The organism is uncultured Chloroflexus sp. (genome assembly GCF_937951745.1).
Classification (GTDB): Bacteria; Chloroflexota; Chloroflexia; order Chloroflexales; family Chloroflexaceae; genus Chloroflexus.
This window is the reverse complement of the sequence record NZ_CALFBQ010000003.1, coordinates 36,890-57,861: the sequence shown is the minus strand read 5'-3', so window position 1 is coordinate 57,861 and position 20,972 is coordinate 36,890. Positions and strand designations below refer to the sequence as shown.

The following is a 20,972-nucleotide window of genomic DNA, read 5'->3' as shown; positions in this document are numbered from 1 at the left end:
CAACAGAAGCAATGCTATGAAAGCTGTCATTCTGGTTGGCGGTCAGGGTACGCGCTTGCGCCCCCTCACTTGCCGCACACCGAAACCAATGTTGCCGCTGGTCAATCAGCCGTTCATTGAGTGGATGCTCTTGCGCTTGCGCGACTATGGCATCCGCGAAGCGATCCTTGCCGTGCAATATCTGGCTGACCGCTTCCGCGCTGCGCTTGGTGATGGTTCTCGCTTAGGTATGAAGTTGCACATTATCGAAGAACCTGAACCACGCGGCACTGCCGGCGCAGTCAAGTATGTTGAGCATCTGCTTGACGGCACCACCTTTATCTTCAACGGCGATGTGATGACCGATCTCGATTTGCAGGCGATGCTCGATTTTCACCGCGAGCGTGGCAGCAAGGTGACGATCTCGCTCACGCCGGTTGATGATCCTACCCAGTTCGGCTTGGTCGAAACCGACCGTGACGGTAGAGTGCGCCGCTTCCTCGAAAAACCGCGACTGGAAGACATTACTACCAACCTTGTCAACGCCGGCACTTACCTGATCGAGCCGGAGATTTTCCGCTACGTGCCGCCAAACCAATTCTACATGTTCGAGCGCGGACTCTTCCCCGTTGTGTTACAGACCGGCGACCCCATGTATGGCTTTCCTTCCCGCGCTTATTGGACAGACATCGGCAAACCGCAAACCTACCTCGATGTCCACCACGATATTCTGATCGGGAAAGTGCAGTACCATTTTCGTGGCCAGCAGATTGGCGAACGGATCTGGATCGAAGGCGAGGCCGAAATCCATTCCAGCGCCCAAATTGTCGGCCCGGTAGTGATTGGTCACGGCACGCGCATTGGGCGCGGCACGCGGATCATTGGCCCGACAGTGATTGGGGCGCGGTGCGAAGTCGGCCCGGAATGCCAGATCGAAGGCGTGGTAATGTGGGATGGGAATGTGATCGAGGAGGGCGCTACGCTGCGCAATTGTGTGCTTGGCGCGGGCAATCGCATTGGTGAGCGTTCGCACGTGACCGATGGCGCCGTTATTAGCGATGAATGCCAGATCGGGCAAGACAACCGGCTCGAACGCGGGATCAGGATCTGGCCGGGTACAGCGCTGGGTGATCGGGCCATTTCGTTTTAGATGCAGCGGAGAAGGGGACACGGATTTGCTCGGTGCCTATCCGTGTCCTCGTTCTTTAGTTTACGGGACACGGGAACACGGATTGGAATCGTCAGAATCCGTCATGCCCGAATGTACCTGTGTCCTAGTTCCACACAACCACCGGGAAGTTACGAGCGTCTGGCCAACAGATCGCGGATCTCGGCCAGCAATCGTTCGCTTGGCGTCGGCTCGGACTGAGCCGGCGGCGCGGCTGGCTCAGTAGGTTTGGCGAGCATCCGGTTGGCCGTGCGCACGATTAAAAAGACCACGAAGGCAATCAGCAGGAAATTAATCACCGCAGTCAGAAAAGAACCATACGCTAGCACAGGCCCCGCCGCCTGCGCTTCGGCCAGCGTCGTCGCTGGCTGGCCAGCCAGCGGAATGAAGTAATTGCGAAAATCAGCCCGCCCGCCAATGATCAAACCAATGATCGGATTGATGATATCGTCAACCAGTGAGTTAATGATCGCAGTGAATGCCGCGCCAATAATTACGCCAACTGCAAGATCAAGCACACTCCCCCGACTAATAAACTCGCGAAATTCCTTGAGCATACCAACGCCTTCCTGCGAGCACCACAGTATGAAAAGCTACACTCCAACAAGATCAACAGAAACCAGAAAAACCGCTAATTGTACATTACATTTGACGACATGATCATAAACAAGTTGCCATTTCCTGTCAAGTACTTGTTCAATGGTTAATTTTACATTTAAAGGTTATAAAGGCATTAAATATATTCTGACAAAAATGTTGATAATCCTTGTTACGACATTGGCTTATCGAGCGGGGCATTATGTTCATCCAAATAGAGCAAACGTTGCCGAACCCTCGACAAAAGCCAGTCACACCGACAGATCACACGTCCAGATCGGATTTGATCCAGTAGAGTTTGAGTCGCCCCGATCCCGGCTATCCTGCTCGTACCGATCCCGAACTATCCATAATCTTGCCAACCATCCTGTTTCAACCTCACCATTTCCAACGGATTGCGTGGCAAAGCAAGGAGCAGCGTTGTCATGCAACGCTGCTCCCGTTGTAGAGAGTGCGTGCAATAAGACGGCACAGTATGCGCATGCATCTCTTAGGGAAAACTAAGGCAAAATATCGAATCATCAAAGATTGAATATTAGTCCAAAAATCTTCACACACGGTTATGAGCTATTGTCCTCTCGTTGCCCGAATTTGTGATACCGTGTACATAGAATGACTGCTGGCATTAGCTTCAAGCCGGGAAGGTTCAGGCTATGGCACGACCGAAACGACCGCCACATCCGATGATCGCGCGCGCCCGCGCGCATCTGCGCACGATCGCGCCCGATCTGCAATACGCGCCACTGATCTTGCGCACCCTCGACGGGCCGCCGGGAAGCCCGCGCTACGCGGTTTCGGTGGCGCGATGCCAGAACGTTGGCGAATGCCCTTACGATATGACTGATCCGTCGGTCTGTACTGTGCCGAGCTGCGATCTGCGCCGTTCCCTCCGCCTCTTGCTCAATGCCGACGGCAGCTTAGCGCAGGTGATCGAAGGGCACCGGCGCTGGAACCCGCGCCCGCTTGACGATATTGGCCCCTAGATAGTCTAGCAACAAGGAGGTTGCGATGTACCGCCACATTCTCGTCCCGCTCGATGGCTCGGCGCTGGCCGAGCAAGTGCTACCCCACGTCCACGCACTCGCTGCCAACGAAGGCACGGTGAAGATCACGCTGCTGCGGGCGGTGCCGCCGATCTTTACCACCAGCGTTGATTACAGCGGTATGCTGGCGACCACGGCTGATGCGATCACCACGATGGAGCAAGAGGCGTTAGAGTATCTCAATCAGATCGCCAAGCAGTTCCAGAGCGAAGGTTATCAGGTACACACCGAGATTAGCGCGTTACCGCCGGCTGAAGCAATTATTGAATACGCTGAGAATCACGATGTCGATCTGATTGTGATCGCAACCCATGGCCGCAGCGGCATCAGCCGCTGGGTGTTCGGCAGCGTCACCCAAAAGGTGGTGCAGGTCACACCCACGCCGGTACTGGTCATCCGCCCCAAGTAATCGTAAAGACGCACAGCAGTGCATCTCTACGATGGTGGAGACACACTGCTGTGCGTCGCTATGATATGATTGCCCTGTGAATTGGCTGTGCAAAGGTTGTGTTGCGCTGTTCCCTCTTGACGCAACCATGACAACCCTGATAATCTGTTCTTAACAAAAATTTTTTCCTTTCCAGCACACGCCCATCGGGCGCGGGCTTGCGTCAAGGAGGACAGCCATGCGAGCGTTCGAACCGGAAAGGATCCACAACATCGGCATATTCGGTCACCTCGGCAGCGGGAAGACAACGCTGGCCGAGGCAATGCTGATGACGGCCCACGCCATCCCGCGGATGGGGCGCGTCGAGGACGGGTCAACCACCAGTGACTACGACCCCGACGAGCAACGACGCGGGATGTCTATTTCGCTCAGCGTTTTACCGCTTGAGTGGAACGGCGACAAGATCAATCTGATTGATGTGCCCGGCGCTGCCGATTTCGCTGGCGAAGCTGCGGCGGCAATGCGCGTGATTGATGGCGCTGTAATCGTGCTCGACGCCAGCGCCGGTGTCGAAGTCGGCACCGAACTCTTCTGGGAAATGGCGGTGGAGCAGCGCATTCCCCGCATTCTGTTCGTCAATAAGCTCGACCGCGAGAATGCCAATTTCTACCGCGTGATCGAGCAGGCGCGCGAGGTGCTCGATGCCGCGGTGATTCCGCTGCATCTGCCAATTGGGTCCGGCAAAGACTTCAAGGGTATTATCTCGCTACGCCAGCAGCGGGCATGGCTGACCAGCCCCAAACACGACGGTGGCTATATCGAGGCCGATGTGCCGGCTGAACTCAATGCGCTGATGCACGAGTGGCGCACGGCCCTGATTGATAAAATTGCGGCAACCAATGATCATCTGATCGAACGTTATCTCGAAGGCGGCGAAGATGCGCTGACCCGCGAAGAGCTGTTGCTGGGGCTGCGCACCGGCATTGCCGATGGCTCAATCGTGCCGGTCTTCTGCGGCTCGGCGACGGAAGTGGTCGGGATTGCCCAGTTGCTCAACGGGATTATCGACTCGATCCCCTCGGCTGGGCGCAAGACGACCACCGCACTCGATGCGAATAGCGAGGCTGAAGTTGAACTGCGCCCCAACCGCAATGAACCGCTGGCGGCACTGGTCTTCAAGACGGTGTCTGATACCTACGGTAAGCTCAGCTATTTCCGGGTCTTTTCAGGTGAAGTACGCGCCGGCATGACGCTAATGAATGCGCGCACCCGTAAAGAGGAGCGGATCGCGCATGTCTACATCGCGCGCGGCAAAGAGCAGATTGAGGTTGAGGCAGTCGGCCCCGGCGACATCGGCTTGCTCACCAAGCTCGGCGAGACGCAGACGAACGACACGCTCTGCTTACCGTCACGCCCACTGAAGCTCAGCCCAATCGCATTCCCGGCGCCGGCCTTTATCGCTACGGTCAAACCGCGCAGCCGCACCGATCTTGATAAGCTCAGCTCGGCGCTGAGCCGAATGATTGAGGAAGATCCGTCGCTGCACGTCTCGCGTGATGCGCGCACCGGCGAAGCCTTGCTCAGCGGCCTTAGCGAAACCCACTTGCAGATCATCGCCGATCGTATGAAGCGCAAGTTCGACGTGAATATCGATCTTGAGCTGCCGCGCATCCCGTATCGCGAGACGATCCGCACCATTGCCACAGCCCAATATCGCCACAAGAAACAGACCGGCGGCGCCGGCCAGTTTGCCGATGTCTCGCTGCGGGTTGAGCCGCTGCCACCCGACCCCAACCGCGAAGACCCCCTCGAATTCGTCAACGAGATCGTTGGGGGCGTGATCTCACGCGGCTTTATGCCGGCGATCGAGAAGGGTATCCGCGAGGCGATGGAAGAGGGGATTATTTCGGGCAACCCGGTGGTTGATGTGCGCGCTGCGGTCTTCGATGGCAAAGAACACCCGGTCGACTCGAAGGAAATCGCCTTCAAGACCGCTGCGAAAGAGGCGTTCCGGCTAGCTGCGCAGAAGGCCGGCGTGATTATCCTTGAACCGATCTACAACATGGAGATCATCGTCCCCGATCAGTATGCCGGTGATGTGATGAGCGATATGAGCACACGCCGTGGACGGGTGCAGGGGATGATGCCGCACGGCAACGGCAAGACGGTGATCCATGCCCAAGCGCCGTTGGCCGAAATTCAGCGTTACGCCACCGATCTGCGTGGCATGACGCAGGGCCGTGGCCGCTTCTCGATCAACTTTGCCGGCTACGAAGAGGTGCCGCCGCATCTGGTCAACCAGATTGTCGAAGCCTATAAGAAGGAGCTGGAAGCAGCGCATAGCCATTAGGAAAACTGCTGGCTCCATCTTGCCGGCTTCAGCCCCTCTCTCCTGCGTGCAAGAGAGAGGTAGGAGAACATCCGATCGAAAAAACCCGGCCCTTCAGGGTCGGGTTCCGTTTACGTAGCCCCTGCGCAGGCGGGAAAGGCTCAACCCATCCTTGCTCGGCCCACATTCGCTCGGCCCTTCAGGGTCGGCCTCAGTATACAAAGCCTGCTGTGCGAGCTGATGGCCCTCGCCCACTGGCCCCCCACGCCCGCACCGCTTCCCGCTTGACAAACTGCCCTGCTTCGACTACAATCCTCAATGGCAATAACGCCAATGTAGCTCAGTCGGTAGAGCAGCTGTTTCGTAAACAGCCGGTCGCCGGTTCGAGTCCGGCCATTGGCTCCACCCGTTGCGCTCTTACGTTGCAGAGGTCCACGTTGATGGAAATCATTAGCGTGGGCCTCAGACTATTTGCTGCGGATTACCGAAGTCTATGGTACCATGATATTCTGCATAGCAGAGGAAGAGGACAATAGGCGGTGTTATCCCTACAGGCAATGACGCAATGGACTGGATACGCATTCGCGGCGCGCGGACGCACAATCTCAAACACATCGACCTCGACATCCCACGCGGCAAGTTCGTCGTGTTGACTGGCGTGTCTGGTTCGGGGAAGAGTTCGCTCGCGTTCGACACGATCTTTGCTGAGGGCCAACGCCGTTACGTCGAGAGCTTATCGGTCTATGCGCGTCAGTTACTTGGCCAGCTCGAAAAGCCGGATGTTGATCTGATCGAAGGCTTATCGCCGGCAATTGCGATTGACCAAAAGAGTGGCGCGCGCAACCCGCGTTCGACAGTCGGCACCGTGACCGAGATTTATGACTTTTTGCGCCTGCTCTTTGCCCGTATTGGCCAGCCACATTGCCCACAGTGCTTTGCACCGCTGCGCCGGTATACGCCACAGCAGATGGTCGATCTGATCGTCGAGTTGCCGGCTGAGCGGCGGGTGCAATTGTTGGCGCCACTGAACGGCGAAGCCGAAGCGGCGCTGGCCGAGATCCGCCGACGCGGGTTTGTCCGCGCCCGGATCGACGGCGTGGTGCATGATCTTGACGAGCCGATCAGGTTAGAGAAGTACCGTCCGCACACGATCGAGGCAGTCGTTGACCGATTGATCATCCGCCGCACCCCTGATGGCGCACCGGCGCTCGATCGGGTACGGGTGGCCGACTCGGTGGAAACGGCGTTGAAACTGAGCGGCGGGCAGTTAATTGTGCAGATTATCGATGGTGAAGAATTGTTGCTCAGCGAACGCTACGCCTGCCCGCACCACGGCCTGATCGAACTGGGTAAACTCGAACCACGCGATTTTTCGTTCAATAACCCGCAAGGGGCCTGCCCAACCTGTGATGGCTTAGGCGTGGTACCCGAAGTTGACCCGGCACTTGTGATTCCTGACCGCAGCCTGCCGCTGATCGAGGCAATTGCACCGTGGCGCGAGGGCGATGCCGGCAGCCAACAGTACTACCGCGATGTGCTGGTCTCATTCGCTGCGCATTTCGGTATCGACCCGCAGACCCCAGTGCAAGCGCTTGCGCCTGACATCATCAGCGCATTACTCTATGGCACCGGCGGCGAGCCGATCACATTACGCTACCATCTCAACGGCAAAACCCGCAGCGTTGAAACCGAATTTGAAGGCGTCATTCCCAACCTGCGCCGCCGCTTGGCTGAACAACGCACGGGCAATGAACCATCCGCGCTCGACCAATACACCACGCCGCGCGTATGTCCGGCGTGTGCCGGCGCGCGCTTGCGCCCGGAAGCGCGCGCAGTCACAGTTGCCGGTGTCTCGATTGTGGATGTGCATCGCATGAATGTGGCCACGGCGCTGGAATGGACACGTGGATTGCTCGAACGATCAGATCTGAGCGGGCGTGACCAGACGATTGCCCGCCCAATTGTGTATGAGATCAGCCAACGGCTACGTTTTTTATGCGAAGTTGGCTTACCGTATCTCACGCTTGACCGCACCGCGATCACACTCAGCGGCGGCGAAATGCAGCGCGTGCGCTTGGCGACGCAGGTCGGCGCCGGCCTTTCCGGCGTGCTCTACGTGCTTGACGAACCGAGCAGCGGGTTACACCCCCGCGATCACGATCGCTTGCTGGCCACCTTGACGCGCTTGCGCGATCTTGGCAATAGCGTACTAGTGGTCGAACACGATGAAGCGACGATCCGCGCCGCCGACTGGGTCGTCGATATGGGGCCGGGAGCCGGACCGCATGGTGGCGAAGTGCTGGCTAGCGGCACATTGGCCGAGATCATGGCAGCGCCGCGTTCGCTCACTGGCCAGTACCTCAGCGGGCAACGCCGCATCTCCATTCCTGCCCAACGCCGTCCAGCCAAGGGGCCGTGGCTTGAGCTACGCGGCTGCCGGGCCAACAACTTGAAGAACATCGACGTGCGCATCCCACTCGGCTGTTTGGTGGTGGTGAGCGGGGTAAGCGGCAGTGGCAAGAGCAGCTTGATCGGCGACACGCTAGCACCGCGCCTGAGCCACCTGCTCCACGGCGCCAAAGCGCGGGCCGGCGATCACGATGCTTTGCTCGGCATCGAGCACCTCGATCGCGTGATCGTGGTTGATCAAAGCCCGATTGGGCGCACACCACGCTCGAATCCAGCCACCTACAGCCGGATTTTTGATCCGATCCGCAACCTGTTTGCCGCCACCAACGAAGCCAAAGCCCGCGGCTACGACGCGGCACGCTTCAGTTTCAACCTTAAAGGCGGGCGTTGTGAACATTGCGCCGGCGAGGGTCTGATACAAGTCGAGATGCAATTTCTGCCTGATCTCTATGTGACGTGTGACGTATGCGGCGGAACGCGGTATAATCGAGAGACACTGGATATTCGTTACCGCGGCCTCAATATTGCCGAGGTGCTCGATTTAACTGTAACCGAAGCGCTCGACTTTTTTGCCCGCGTGCCGGCTATCGCCGAACGATTACAGGCACTCCACGATGTCGGGCTAGATTATCTGAAACTCGGCCAGCCAGCGCCAACGCTGAGCGGCGGTGAAGCGCAGCGGATCAAGCTAGCCGCCGAACTCAGCCGGCGCAGCAACGGGCGCACGCTTTACATTCTCGATGAGCCGACTACTGGCTTGCATCTGGCTGATATTGAGCATCTATTAGCCGTGTTGCAACGGCTCGTCGATGCGGGCAACACTGTGCTGGTGGTTGAGCACCACATTGACCTGATTGCAGCGGCTGATTGGGTGATCGAGTTAGGGCCGGAAGGCGGTGATCGGGGCGGCCACTTGATCGGCGCCGGTCCGCCGGAAGTAATCGCAACTATGCCGGCATCGCCAACCGGACAATATCTACGCCAACGCTTGGGGATTGCACCCGCAAGTAAACTGGCGTCCTAATGCGGTAAACGTGGTAATCCGACTGTAATCTGCACGCCTTGTATATACAGGAGCTACAACCTATAGTAACAACAGCACGATGAGACGATTGGCCCATCCGCACCGACAATGGCAGAAAGGACTCGCCCGATGGAGCGGATCATTCTACGCGATCCAACGCTCATACCGCCCTTCGCTGAGCCTGCCCGTGAGTTGCGCATTCTCAACAAGCCGCTTTGGCTCCTGCAGCGCGATCTAGTCAAGGCATACGGCAAGAGCGCAATTGAAATCGATCAATTAGCTGAAGTGGCCGAACTGCCGGCCACTGATGAACGGTTGATCTACCGCGATAATCTCTTTTTCAATGCAGCATTGATCGACACCTTCATGAGTGAGGCGCGGAAACGTGGCACGGCGGCGCAGATTGCGTTCAAAGCGAGCAATCCGGCGACCGGTCAGAAGGGCGATCCGAGCATCGAACGCCATGCCTTACAGCTCTCACGCCACATTCGGCGGGTAGGCGACTATTACGTCGCCGATCTCTATTACCTCCCCGCTGGCGTAAACGATCTGGCGCAGGCGCAGCCGTTAGTGATTGACACCCTTAGTCACGAAATGGGCTACTACCGCATTCCCAGCTACATGGCGCACAAAGGCGATCTCACTTACCAGATCCCGATCCGGGCCTTCATCTCAATTGAGAGTTGGTTGCACGTCTTGATGGCCAACGTATTGATGGGGGTCTTTTCGTGGGCGGCTGACCTTGATACACGCATGAGCAAGGCACGCCTGCGCAACATTCTGAAATGGACAGCGGAAGATTGGCGGCTATTTCCGGGAAAGATCGCGTTTGCGCTCAAAGCGTTTTGGGAAAAGATCAATCCGCTGGAAGAACAGTGGCGCAATCACTTTCTCGCCTCGCGGGCGCTAGTCAAAGTCGGCAAACGCTGTTCGATCGACCCAACTGCCATTATCCACGGGCCAACCGTGATCGGCGACGATGTCTATATTGGCCCCGGCGTCGTGATTGCCAACAGCTACATTGGCAACAACGTCAACATCATGCAAGGGTCGCAGATCATGCTCAGCGTGGTCAGCGATCGCTGCTTCCTACCCTTCAATGCCGGCCTATTTATGACCGTGCTGATGGAAAACAGCATGGTAGCGCAAAATAGCACGCTGCAACTGTGCGTCGTCGGGCGCAACACCTTTATCGGCGCCAACAACGTCTTCACCGACTTTAATTTGCAAGGCGAACCGATCAAGGTTATCCATGAAGGCGTACCGATCGAAGTCAACATGCCGGTACTCGGTTCGGCAGTGGGGCATAATGTCAAGCTCGGCAGCGGATTTGTGGTTTACCCCGGTCGCATGATAGAATCAAATGCTGTTATAATCTTCGACAACGAACAAAATCTTATTCGGAAGACTGTAGCCGGCCACGATCTGAACGATATCGATGAAGCAACCGGCGAGCCGCGCCGAATCATCTACCACTGGCCGAACGTCTACTATGATCCGGCTCGACCAGAGGCCAGCACGGCCATCGAAGATGAGCCGCCGGTACATATGACAACGCTTCGTTCTAGCCAGCCTGCCGGGAATGGACGTCTGCCCGAGCACATCAGTGCGAGCCAGCGGTCGTAGCCGCCGCATCGCGAGGAGAAGGGATTGTGAGCAAAGAACGCATCCTCGTCGTTGAAGACCAGCCAGACATTTCGAGCCTGCTGAAGATCTACTTCACCGCACAGGGGTACGAAGTCTACACTGCGCTGCGCGGCCAGCAGGCGATCGAGATTTGCAGCAAAACACCGCCGAATCTGGCCTTGCTTGACGTCAATCTACCCGATATGGAGGGATACGATGTTGGGCGGGCGTTACGCGCCAGCCCGCGCACGCGGCACATCCCGATCATTTTCTTGACGGCGCGCGGCGAACGGCGCGACCGGCTGATCGGATTGGGTGAAGTGCAAGCGCAATACTACATTGTCAAGCCCTTCGATATCGAAGAGGTGCATACGATCGTCAAGAACCAGCTTGAAGACGCGCGCCGGCGCAATCAGCTCCATCCGGTCACGAACTTGCCCACTGCGGAACTGCTCAATGACCAGCTCCGCCAATTGTTGACGGCGCCGCGGTGGGGATTGCTCAATGTACATATCAACGGCTTCGAGACCTTTACTCAAGTCTATGGGGCAGTGGTTGGCGAAGATGTGCTGCGTTTTGTGGCGTTGATGCTCAACGAAGTGGTCAGTGAAGTTGGCGGCAATGAGGAATTTATCGGCCAGCAGTCGGTTGGGCAATCATTCCTCATTACAACCATTCCCGAACGGATCCAGACAATTTGTGATCGTATCATCGCCCGCTTCGACGAAGAGATCGGCCTTCATTACAATTATCGGCACCGCAAACAAGGCTATATCGAGTTTGTTGATGACAATGGTGAGACGCGACAAGCGCCGTTGATGTCGCTCTCGATCGGTGTGCTGACCAACGATGACGGCCCCTTCGCCGACATCCGCGAGCTGAGTGAAGCGGCAGAAGAGGTGCGGCAGCGAGCATTGGTGCAAGCGCGCGAACAAGGCAAGCGTAGCTTCGTAGCTTATGGTCGCTCCTGACCAAACCTGTTATGAATGGTCGAACTGCATGTTGTTGATACATTCCGTAGTCGCCTGTGCAGCCCAGACACGTCAGCAGGAGCGATAGCGACACTATGGATACGACGATCACCGGAGCACCTCCTCAGGGTTGGGAACTACTTGCCCAACTGGCTTTGCATAGCCAGCAGCCGCTTGGCCAAACTGAGCCAGCCGAGCTATGCACGCTGATTGGCGAGTTGCTCGAACGCCACCTTGGCGTTGGTGGTCGCTTAACCCTGCTGGCCAATGAACGCGAATTAGCGAGCGTAGTCTGGGGGCACGTGCCACTGAATGGGACAGCGCTTGAATTACGGGATGCCACGTCTCTGTATGGTCGCTTGACACTCACGGCCACGTTCGAGGCTGCGTTTACTACTGCGCTTATTACCCAAATCACGACCCTCCTTGGTGTATGGCAGCGCGCGCGTGTCCACGAGCGGGGTGAGCGATTGCGCGCCCTTGGCTATACCGCTTTTGAAAACATCGGCACCGGTGATCTAACAGTAGCACTCGCGCAGTTATGTCGGCAGGCGACGACACTGTTGCCAGCAAAAGCGCTGGCGGTGTATTGGATCAATTTTAGCAATCAAACGCTGATCCGGGCGGTCAGCAGCGCCGGTGATACCCTCTTTCCCGACCAAGTTGCGATTAATGACAACGAGGCGATCGAGCAAACGATCACGTTGCAAACTTACCAACGCGGCGTGTGGCGCACACGCACCCAACACCGGGATGTCCCGACCGAATGGGATCTGTTAGTTGAGCCGCTTTCTGTAGGCGTTGAGTTGGTAGGGTTGCTCTTGCTGCTGAATCCCGGTCCTGAAGCTGCGCAAACTATTCACTTCCTTTCCCGCCCGCTTGCCCTGCTGCTCTATGCAACGAAGCTCCAGCAACACGAAAGCCGACACGCGCGCGAGCTCTTCGTGTTGTATGAGAATAGTCTGGAAATTGGGTCGGGGGTCAGGATCGAAGAGACGATCGCCCACGCGACCGAGAATATGGCGCTGGCGCTTGAGGCCGATTTCGGGGCGGTCTACCTCATTGATCCGAACCAACCGCGCCAATTGCAAACCATTGCCGTCTACAGCGAGCATGCCAGCGGAGTAAGCGGGTTTGAGCGAATCAAGCTAGTGCCGGCCTTGCAGGCGATGAGCGAGCGAAACGAGCCGGTCTTAATCGCTGAAACAACTATTGAAGCCAGTAGCAACCCGATCGCGGCGCATGCGGCGACGTTTGGCTGCCGCAGCGTGTGGCTGACGTCGTTGCGAAGCAAGGATCAGGTTGTCGGCTTGTTGGCGATGGGGTATGCGGCTCCGGCTCACATGCTTGACCAGATTGAACGGAATCTGCTGCAAGTACTGAGTGCGCAGATCGCGACGACCGTCCAACACCGGCGGCTCTACGATGCTGCCCAACGGCGTGCAGGTAAACTAGAACGGCTGCAACAGATCAGTGAACTACTGGCAGCGGATCTCTCACTGGATGAAACGCTGGAGTCAACCTTAGCCGGCGCAGCGAAATTGGCGCGGTTTAGCGGAGGGCGGATTACGCTCCTTGACGAACGCAACCAACGCCTGCGCGTCGCTTGCCAGCAGGGTCTGCATTGCCGGGTAGGCGATGAGGGTGACACACTCAGCTCGTGGGTGGCCCGCCACCAGCGACTGCTGCGGATCGATGATCTCAGCCTGCCACCAGCGTGGCTGGGTACGCTCGACGATATAAGCGGGCTGATGTTGAACACCAATCTGCCGGCGCGCAGCTATCTAGGTATCCCATTACGCAGCGGTAACACCCTGCTCGGCGCGTTAGAACTCGTCTCTGCCCAACCCAGCAGCTTCAACGCCGAAGATGAACGGTTATTGAGCATCTTGGCTGGCCAATCGGCACGTGCCATCGCCAATGCTAGCCGGTTTGCCCAAGTGGATAGCAGTCTACGGTTGCGCATCGAACAACTGCGCGCCCTGCAACGGATCGGCAGCCAACTGGCGATTACGCTCAACCAAAATGAAATCCTTGCTTTTGTTCTCGAACAGGCGCTCCGCGCGACTGGCGCCAGTCATGGCTTGATCGCGTTGCGCATTAATCCGGCCAATGCCCAAAATAACAACCCTTCGCTAGCCGAACTGTTGCACCAATCGCTGATTGAAGAGATTGAAGCCGAGACGAGCGCATTCCTCATTGTCGAAGTAATTGGCTACACACCGCCGCTGCGTAGCCGGCTCATTAGCAGTATGCTTGGTCAAGCGGTGCTTACTGCGCAAGAAGCGCTGACCAAGCGCGAGGCTGCCCTAAGCGACCATCTTAGCGAAGGTGAGCGCGAGGCGTTATTGTGCCCGAATGCGAATTCGGCGCTAGCGGCGCCTATCTTCTATCAGGGCAGCGTATATGGTCTCGTCTTGCTGCTGGCGGAACAATCGCGCCATTTTGATTACGAAGCGGTCGAATTCCTGCGTGCTCTGACGCATCAGGCTGCTATCGGCATTGGGAATGCCCAACACTACCTCGAGCTGGAGCACATGGCGAAGATGCTCCAGCGCCGGGCTGATATCCTCAACGATGTGTTGGAAATCGGGCAGGCACTACGCGCCGACCAGTCGTTGGCGAGCCTGCTTGAACAGATTGGCTATAGCATTATCGAAGCGGTTGGGCTGCGAACCGTGCTCTTCTGCCTTGCCCGGCCAGATCAGAGTGATTATCTCTATCTGGAGGCAGCCGCCGGCATCCCGCTTAGCGAACAAGCGAATCTGGCCCAACACCCATTGCCGCTCAAACTAGCTACCCGCTACCTCGATCCACGCTTCCGCTTAGGACGAACCTACTTTATTCCGGCAGATGAAGCACGGGCACTTGAAGCAGGCTTCGACACCGGCATCTTTGGTTATCATCCGTTCGTTGATGAACGTAGCGGCAATGAATGGCAACTCGAAGACCGGCTCTGCGTGCCGCTCTACTCAACCGATGGGATGTTGCTGGGAATGATCTTTGCCAGCGACACCGAAGATCGCCAGCGCCCAACGGCCCGCACGGTTGAGCCGCTAGAAATTTTCGCCGATCAGGCCGCGATTGCAATTGAAAACCACCTATTGTTCCGCGAAGCGCACGACCGGGCCGAAGAGATGGCGGCGCTGTTCCACGTCGGTGCAGCCGCAACCTCTACTACCGATCTCGATACGCTCCTCGAACGGGTGTATCAAGAGATTGTCGCGTTCCTTGGCACGCCGGACTTCTTCTACATTGCCAGCTACCATGCTGAGCAAGAGACGGTACGGTTTGAACTTTTCAAGCAACACGGCGCAACGTTGGCTGCATATCACAAACGCACGGCGCCGAAAGCGGGCTTGACTGCCAAGATTATTGACGAGGGCAATCCATTACGGATCGATGATCTGCTGAATAGCAACTTGCACGACCAAGCTCAAATCTTAGTGAGTGAAGGCCGACAGGTGCGTTCGTGGATCGGAGTGCCGCTGATCAGCCAAGGAGCAGTGATCGGTGTGCTGTCGGTGCAAAGTGAGACCGCGGGCGCCTTTACCGATCGCACGCTCCGCTTCTTAGCGGCACTGGCCAACCAACTCGCGATTGCACTGGAAAACGCGCGCTTGTTCGCCGAACGTGAGCAGCGCATTACTGAGCTGAATAGCATTAATCGCATTGGGCAGACCATCGCCTCGACCCTCGATCAGCGGCAGATGCTGCGCGATGTGTACCATCATCTGTGCAGTTTTCTGAGCCTCGATTCCTTCGTTGCTTACCTGTATGACCCGGAAAGCGATGAAATGACCTTCTGCTACGAGGTGGATGAAGGGATCGAGACCATTACCGAACGACGTGAGCCGCCAAAGCCGGGCAGCTTGACCGAGTATATTATTCGCACACGCCATCCTCTCCAGTTTGTTAATCTGACGGCTGAAGCCGATCAAGCAGGCTTCCGTCCAGTCAAGTTTGGATCCGAGCGTGAGTCGGCGGCTTGGTTGGGGGTACCACTGTTGATCGGTGATCAGACGGTGGTCGGCGTGTTGGCTGTGATGAGCTATACCCCCGGCATCTACCATGAACGCGAACGCGCCTTTCTGACCACCGTCGCCAACCAATTAGCGCTTGGCGTGCAGAATGCTCGTTTGCTAGAACGGGCACAGGCCCAAGTCGAGCAACTAGCCCTTATCAACCGAGTTTCCGCCACAACCAACGCGCTGACCGACTTGCAGGCCATTTACCAAGAGATCGTCAACGCGATGGCCGCTGCTACCGGCGTCGATCAAGCGCGGATGGTCATCTACGACCGCGAAAGCGGGTATGCGCCGGCAGTCGCCGAGTATGTCGAGAGCGGCCTTCTCGATCAGCTCCGGATCCAACTGTTTGACAACCCCTCGGTTGACTGGCTCGACCGCGAGAAACGGCCGCTCGTTTCTGAAGACGCTCAGAACGACCCACTCTTCGCGCCAACCCACCAGACCTTTCACGCGCTCGATATTCGGTCGATTGGAATCATTCCGATTATTCTCAATGATGAAGTGATTGGCGCAGTCGGGCTAGACTTCGTCGGACGGTATGGCACCTTCTCACCGCAGGTGCTCGAACTCTGCCAGACGATTGCCAACCAGACCAGCACCGCGATTGCGCGCGCGCGCGCCACTGTCGAAGCACAACGGAGCGCCGAAGCAACCCGCCAGAAGGTCAGCGAGTTATCAACATTGCTCGACGCAGCGCGCATTCTCTCATCGTTGCTGCGCCCGCAAGAGGTGCTCGATAAGCTGATGGAGCTGGTAAGCCGCCAGTTGAACGTCACCACCGTGGCGTTGTGGACGATCAGCGAGGGCAATATCTTGACGCCGGCGGCACTCGATGGCATTCCAGCTGAGCAAGGCCGCACGATGCGGGTGCCGATCGGGCAGGGCTTTACCGGAAAGGTGGCCGAAACCGGCCAGCCCTTGATAATCGAAGATGTTAATACGCAGGGAGGATCACTCTACCCCAATTACCAACAGCGCAACAACTTGATCTCATTTATGGGTGTGCCGGTGATCTACCGTGAGCAGATCATCGGCGTGCTCAGTGTGATGACCAATTACCGGCGCCAGTTTACGAACGATGAAATGCTGCTGCTGGCCGGCCTCGCCGATCAGGCGGCAACGGCGCTGGAAAATGCGCGTTTGTTTGAAGAACGCGAGCAGCGAATCTCTGAGCTGACGATTATTAACCGGATTAGCGCAGCGGTTAATGCCTCGCTTGACATCTACGAATTGATCGAACGGCTCCATCAGGGGATTAGCGAGATCATTGATACCAGCACCTCACTGATTGCCCTGTACGATGAAGCAAGCAATACGCTCAGCTATCCTATCGCCTACGACCGTGGCGAGCGAATCTGGCTTGAACCGCGACCGCTTGGCGGGGGCACAAACGGTTGGGTTATTCGCAACCGGCGACCACTCTTATTAAGCACGGCCGCAGCAGCGCGGGCAATGGGCTTGCTGGTTGACCAAGGACGAATAGGTGACGATACAGCGATTGAAGAGTCGTATTTGGTTGTGCCCATCATCTATGGTGACCAAGTGTTAGGCGTGATCAACATTCAGAGCTACGCTCAACACGCCTTCGATGAGAACGATCTGCGCTTTGTCACCACCGTCACCAATCAAGCAGCGGTAGCCCTCAACAATGCCCGGCTGTTTAGCGAAACGCGCCAAAACGCGAGCGAGATGAGCACCCTGTTCGAGGTGTCACAGAATCTGTCTGGCACCCTTGATACAGACACCATCCAGATGCTCATTGCCGATGCAGCCGTGCGTCTACTGCGGGCTGAACTGGGCGCCGTGCTCCGGTTCGACCGGCGGGGAAATATCGAACGGCAAGTCTTGATCGATGGGTATGAGTTTCGCGAAGACATCAACGTTGATTTCCGCCGTGGCGGTCTGACGACCGAGCTGTTACAGCGCGACCAGCCGATTGCGATTAGCGATCTGAGCGAGATTGAGGATGGCCAGCACCATGCAGTGAAACTCGGTGTGCGGAGTGCGCTTGGTATTGCCGTTGGTTCTAGCGAAGAACGGCTGGCAGCGATCTGGGTTGGTATGCGCACCCCGCACGAGTGGAGACCGCACCAGATCTCGCTGCTGTCGATTTTGGCCAATCAAGCGGCGCAGGCGCTCAAGAGCGCGCAGCTCTTTGCAATTGAGCAAAAACGGCGTCGCCAAGCCGATATGCTGCGCGAAGTGGCGCAGTCCTTCACGTCTACCTTGGCGCTGCGCGAAATTCAGACGTTGGTGCTCAGCCAACTGCAGCGGATTGTGCGGTATGATAGCGCCGCCATGCTGCTGCGCGATGAGGGCTACGGTGATCTCCGCGTTGTCGAGGCGTATGGCTTTGGGCCAACGATACCCCTTCAGAGCAGCATTGCCCTCGAAGCGAGTAGCCTCTTCCAGACTATGGCGATCGAACACCAACCGATACTGATCGCCGACACGCAAAGCGACCCGCGCTTTGACGACCTTCGCCGGCTTGGGTGGAGCGATGGTTCATGGATCGGTGCGCCGCTGCTGGTTGACAATGAGTTGGTCGGCATCCTGACCATCAGCCTCAAAGAACCAGACGCCTATGATGAAGAGGCGCTGGCGGTCACATTTACCATTGCCAGCCAAGCGAGCCAAGCGATCCAGAATGCGCGCCTGTTCGATCAGATTAGCAATCTGGCTGCCGATCTGGATGCACGGGTGCGCGAACGCACCGCTGAGCTTGAGCAGGCCACTCGCTTGTTATCAGAGGAGAAAGAGCGGCTTGAAGCGGTTAACCGGATCACGCTGGAATTGACAACTCAGCTTGATTTGAACTTGATCATTCAGCGCGCGCTTGAGCTTATCTCCGAAAATCTTGGGGTAGAACGCGGCTCGTTGATACTGCGCGATCCTGCCACTGATGCGCTGATATGCCGTGCCGTTCTCTACGGTCGCGGCCACGTCGAGGGGGCGAATATACCGCTGCGCTTCTCAGATGGAACTGAGGGGTTGGCTGGCTGGATCATACACCATCTCGAGCCAGTCAATATCCCCGATGTCGATCGCGATCCGCGCTGGCTGAAAGAACTCGGTCGCGCCGATGATGTGCGCTCGGTGGCCGGCGTGCCGTTGCAGACGAGCGATACCGCGATCGGTGTACTGATTCTGTCAAGCCCGCAACGGAACTACTTCGGCGACTCGCAAATGAATTTGCTAGGCACGATCGCTAGCGTCGTAGCCTCGGCAGTCAATAATGCGCAGCTTTACGGCTTTATTAACGATCTGGCGCTCCGCAACGCGGTGCTGCTCGAAGAGCAGCGCGAAGAGTCGTCAAAGAGCGCGGCGGTGTTCCGCTCGATGACTGAAGGCGTCATTGTGCTCGATCCGCAGCAGCAGATTACGCTCTTCAATCCGGCGGCTGAACAGGTGTTGGAGATGGTTGCCGACCAAGTACTCGGCCAACCACTGTCTCGCTTGGCCGAGATCGGCGAAGATGAAGCGAGCCGGCGGCGCGGCCAAGCAATCTACAACGGCATTCTGCATGGCTTGCGCCGGATGCGAGAGACGCAAAGCATCTTTAGCACATCAGTTGATTTGACCGATCCCACGCAGGTGATCGCGATCAATATCGCGCCGGTGCGCAGCCCTGATGGCCAGCATTATGGCGAAGTGGCAGTGTTGCGAGATATTACGCGCGAAATCGAGGCTGATAAAGAGAAGCGCCAGTTTATTTCCGACGTTAGCCACGAGCTGCGCACACCGCTCACGGCGATCAAGGGCTATATCGATGTGCTGTTGCTGACGGCCAGCCTCAACCTGACGCCCGATCAGCTCAATTACTTGAACATCATCAAGAACAATACCAACCGGTTACGCGCCCTGATCGAAGATATTCTAGAGTTCTCGCGGCCCGACTCCAAGAAGAAGTTGACCTTTACGCAGGTTGATATCCCAATTGTTATTGAGGAAGTGGTGCAATCGTTGCGACTCGAGTATGAGCGCAAGGGAATGACGGTACGAATTGACGCCTCACCCGCCCTGCCATACGTGATAGCCGATCAGAAGCGGGTGAGCCAGATTATCTTCAACCTCTTCTCAAACGCAGTGAAATACACCTATGAGGGTGGCTCGATTACGGTGCGCGCCTTCGTAAACCGGGCCAATATGATGCAGATCGAGGTGGAAGATACCGGCGTTGGTATGTCACCTGAACAACTAAAGAAACTATTCCGTCCCTTCTACCGTGCCGATAACCCGCTACGTGATGTCGCCGGCGGTACCGGATTAGGGTTGAGCATCGCGAAGCAATTGGTTGAGATGCACGGCGGCGAGATCTGGGTGACCAGCGAGCTGGGCAAGGGTAGCACCTTCTCGTTCGCGATCCCGCTGCAACAGGCGTCCAACGGCACTCATACCGAGGAGGTGGAACTATGAGCGTCATCCACCTCGATAACCGCCTCGCCCATTATGAAGTCTTTGGCCGTGGCCAGCCGATCATCTTCCTGCATAGCTGGATGGGATCGTGGCGCTATTGGGTGCCGATTATGGATATCGCCTCTGAGCGGAATCGCGCCTACGCTTTCGACTTCTGGGGCTTTGGCGAGAGCGACCGCCGCGGCGATCAATTTACCGTCAACACCTATGTCGAGATGCTGCTGCAGTTTATGAATCGCCTCGGCATCGCCCGCGCCACCTTGGTCGGGCACGGTATGGGGGGGATGGTGGCAATCCTCGCGGCCCATCAATACCCCGAACGGATTAACCGGCTGCTGACGGTGGCAACGCCGCTGCACGGTCAGATACTGGCGCAGCACATCAAGCCGGGCACACTGTCACGCTTGTTAGGAATGAACACGACGCAGAATGGCTGGGTGCGGATGGTACGTTCGTTGCAGGTGGCTGATGCTGAAATTCAGCACGAGATTGAGGAAGACACAGCGAGCTTGAGTGAAAAGGTACTCAATCAGGTGCATGAATCGCTCTTAGAGACCGACCTGCGTCCGCATATTATTTCGTTGCAAACACCGTTGCTGGCGGTATACGGCGGCAAAGACCCGATCGTCAATCCGGTTCACGCTGCCTTCCTTAACGAACTGGCTGAACGCCCGATCCAGTTGTTGGTGCTGCCGAAAGCCAGCCACTTCCCCTTCCTCGAACAGGCTAATACCTTTGGCCGGTTGTTGCTCGATTTCTTGGTCTCGCAGGGAACGGCGATTGAGATCAAGGAGGAGTGGCGGCGGCGGGTTAATCAGCGCGAGTATTTGTAATGCCACGACTTAGCGGGAAAACGGGGCATTGCCGCGTTTTGTGAAGAAAAATTCACCGAGCGATCAGCTCAATAATAGGCAGAGACACCACAGCGGATGATGGATATGACCATCATCCGCTGTTGCTTGAATCTAGCGCTGGACACAGCCCTCTCCCC

At 57.1% G+C, this 20,972-nt stretch carries 10 protein-coding genes and 1 tRNA gene; 10 read left to right on the top strand and 1 reads right to left on the bottom strand.

Annotated elements, in window-relative coordinates; genetic code table 11:
* The first annotated feature begins 16 nt into the window (after positions 1-16).
* Positions 17-1,129, top strand: coding sequence for an NDP-sugar synthase (locus Q1A59_RS00945; RefSeq protein ID WP_298401913.1), 1,113 nt, complete (start codon positions 17-19; stop codon positions 1,127-1,129).
* A gap of 149 nt (positions 1,130-1,278) precedes the next feature.
* Here the strand turns inward: Q1A59_RS00945 and mscL are convergent, their stop codons facing one another.
* Positions 1,279-1,704 (bottom strand): large conductance mechanosensitive channel protein MscL, encoded by a 426-nt coding sequence (mscL, locus tag Q1A59_RS00940; protein ID WP_298401915.1) that lies wholly within the window; start codon positions 1,702-1,704, stop codon positions 1,279-1,281.
* Between the two features lie 693 nt (positions 1,705-2,397).
* Here mscL and Q1A59_RS00935 point away from each other — a divergent pair.
* From Q1A59_RS00935 to Q1A59_RS00895, 9 genes are all read left to right on the top strand, one after another.
* Positions 2,398-2,727 (top strand): hypothetical protein, encoded by a 330-nt coding sequence (locus Q1A59_RS00935; protein WP_298401917.1) that lies wholly within the window; start codon positions 2,398-2,400, stop codon positions 2,725-2,727.
* 25 nt (positions 2,728-2,752) lie between these two features.
* Positions 2,753-3,196, top strand: coding sequence for a universal stress protein (locus Q1A59_RS00930; protein ID WP_298401920.1), 444 nt, complete (start codon positions 2,753-2,755; stop codon positions 3,194-3,196).
* Positions 3,197-3,413: 217 nt separating this feature from the next.
* On the top strand, positions 3,414-5,525 hold the full coding sequence (gene fusA / locus Q1A59_RS00925) for an elongation factor G (RefSeq protein WP_298401923.1): 2,112 nt from the start codon (positions 3,414-3,416) through the stop codon (positions 5,523-5,525).
* Positions 5,526-5,833: 308 nt separating this feature from the next.
* Positions 5,834-5,909 (top strand) — tRNA-Thr (locus Q1A59_RS00920).
* Positions 5,910-6,069: 160 nt separating this feature from the next.
* The gene (uvrA, locus tag Q1A59_RS00915; protein ID WP_299643435.1) at positions 6,070-8,937 is read left to right on the top strand and encodes an excinuclease ABC subunit UvrA; all 2,868 of its coding nucleotides are present in this window, start codon (positions 6,070-6,072) and stop codon (positions 8,935-8,937) included.
* 129 nt (positions 8,938-9,066) lie between these two features.
* Entirely contained in the window at positions 9,067-10,563 is a 1,497-nt protein-coding gene (locus Q1A59_RS00910; RefSeq protein WP_298401928.1) for a multidrug transporter, read from the top strand.
* Between the two features lie 26 nt (positions 10,564-10,589).
* Positions 10,590-11,534 carry a response regulator gene (locus Q1A59_RS00905; RefSeq protein WP_298401930.1) on the top strand — a complete coding sequence of 315 codons (945 nt, stop codon included), beginning with the start codon at positions 10,590-10,592 and terminating at the stop codon, positions 11,532-11,534.
* A 95-nt stretch (positions 11,535-11,629) separates the two neighbouring features.
* Entirely contained in the window at positions 11,630-19,981 is an 8,352-nt protein-coding gene (locus tag Q1A59_RS00900; protein WP_299643432.1) for a GAF domain-containing protein, read from the top strand.
* Complete coding sequence (locus Q1A59_RS00895; protein ID WP_298401934.1) at positions 19,978-20,814, top strand: alpha/beta fold hydrolase; 837 nt, start codon at positions 19,978-19,980, stop codon at positions 20,812-20,814. The genes Q1A59_RS00900 and Q1A59_RS00895 overlap by 4 nt, the downstream gene beginning before the upstream one ends.
* The last annotated feature ends 158 nt before the right edge of the window (positions 20,815-20,972 follow it).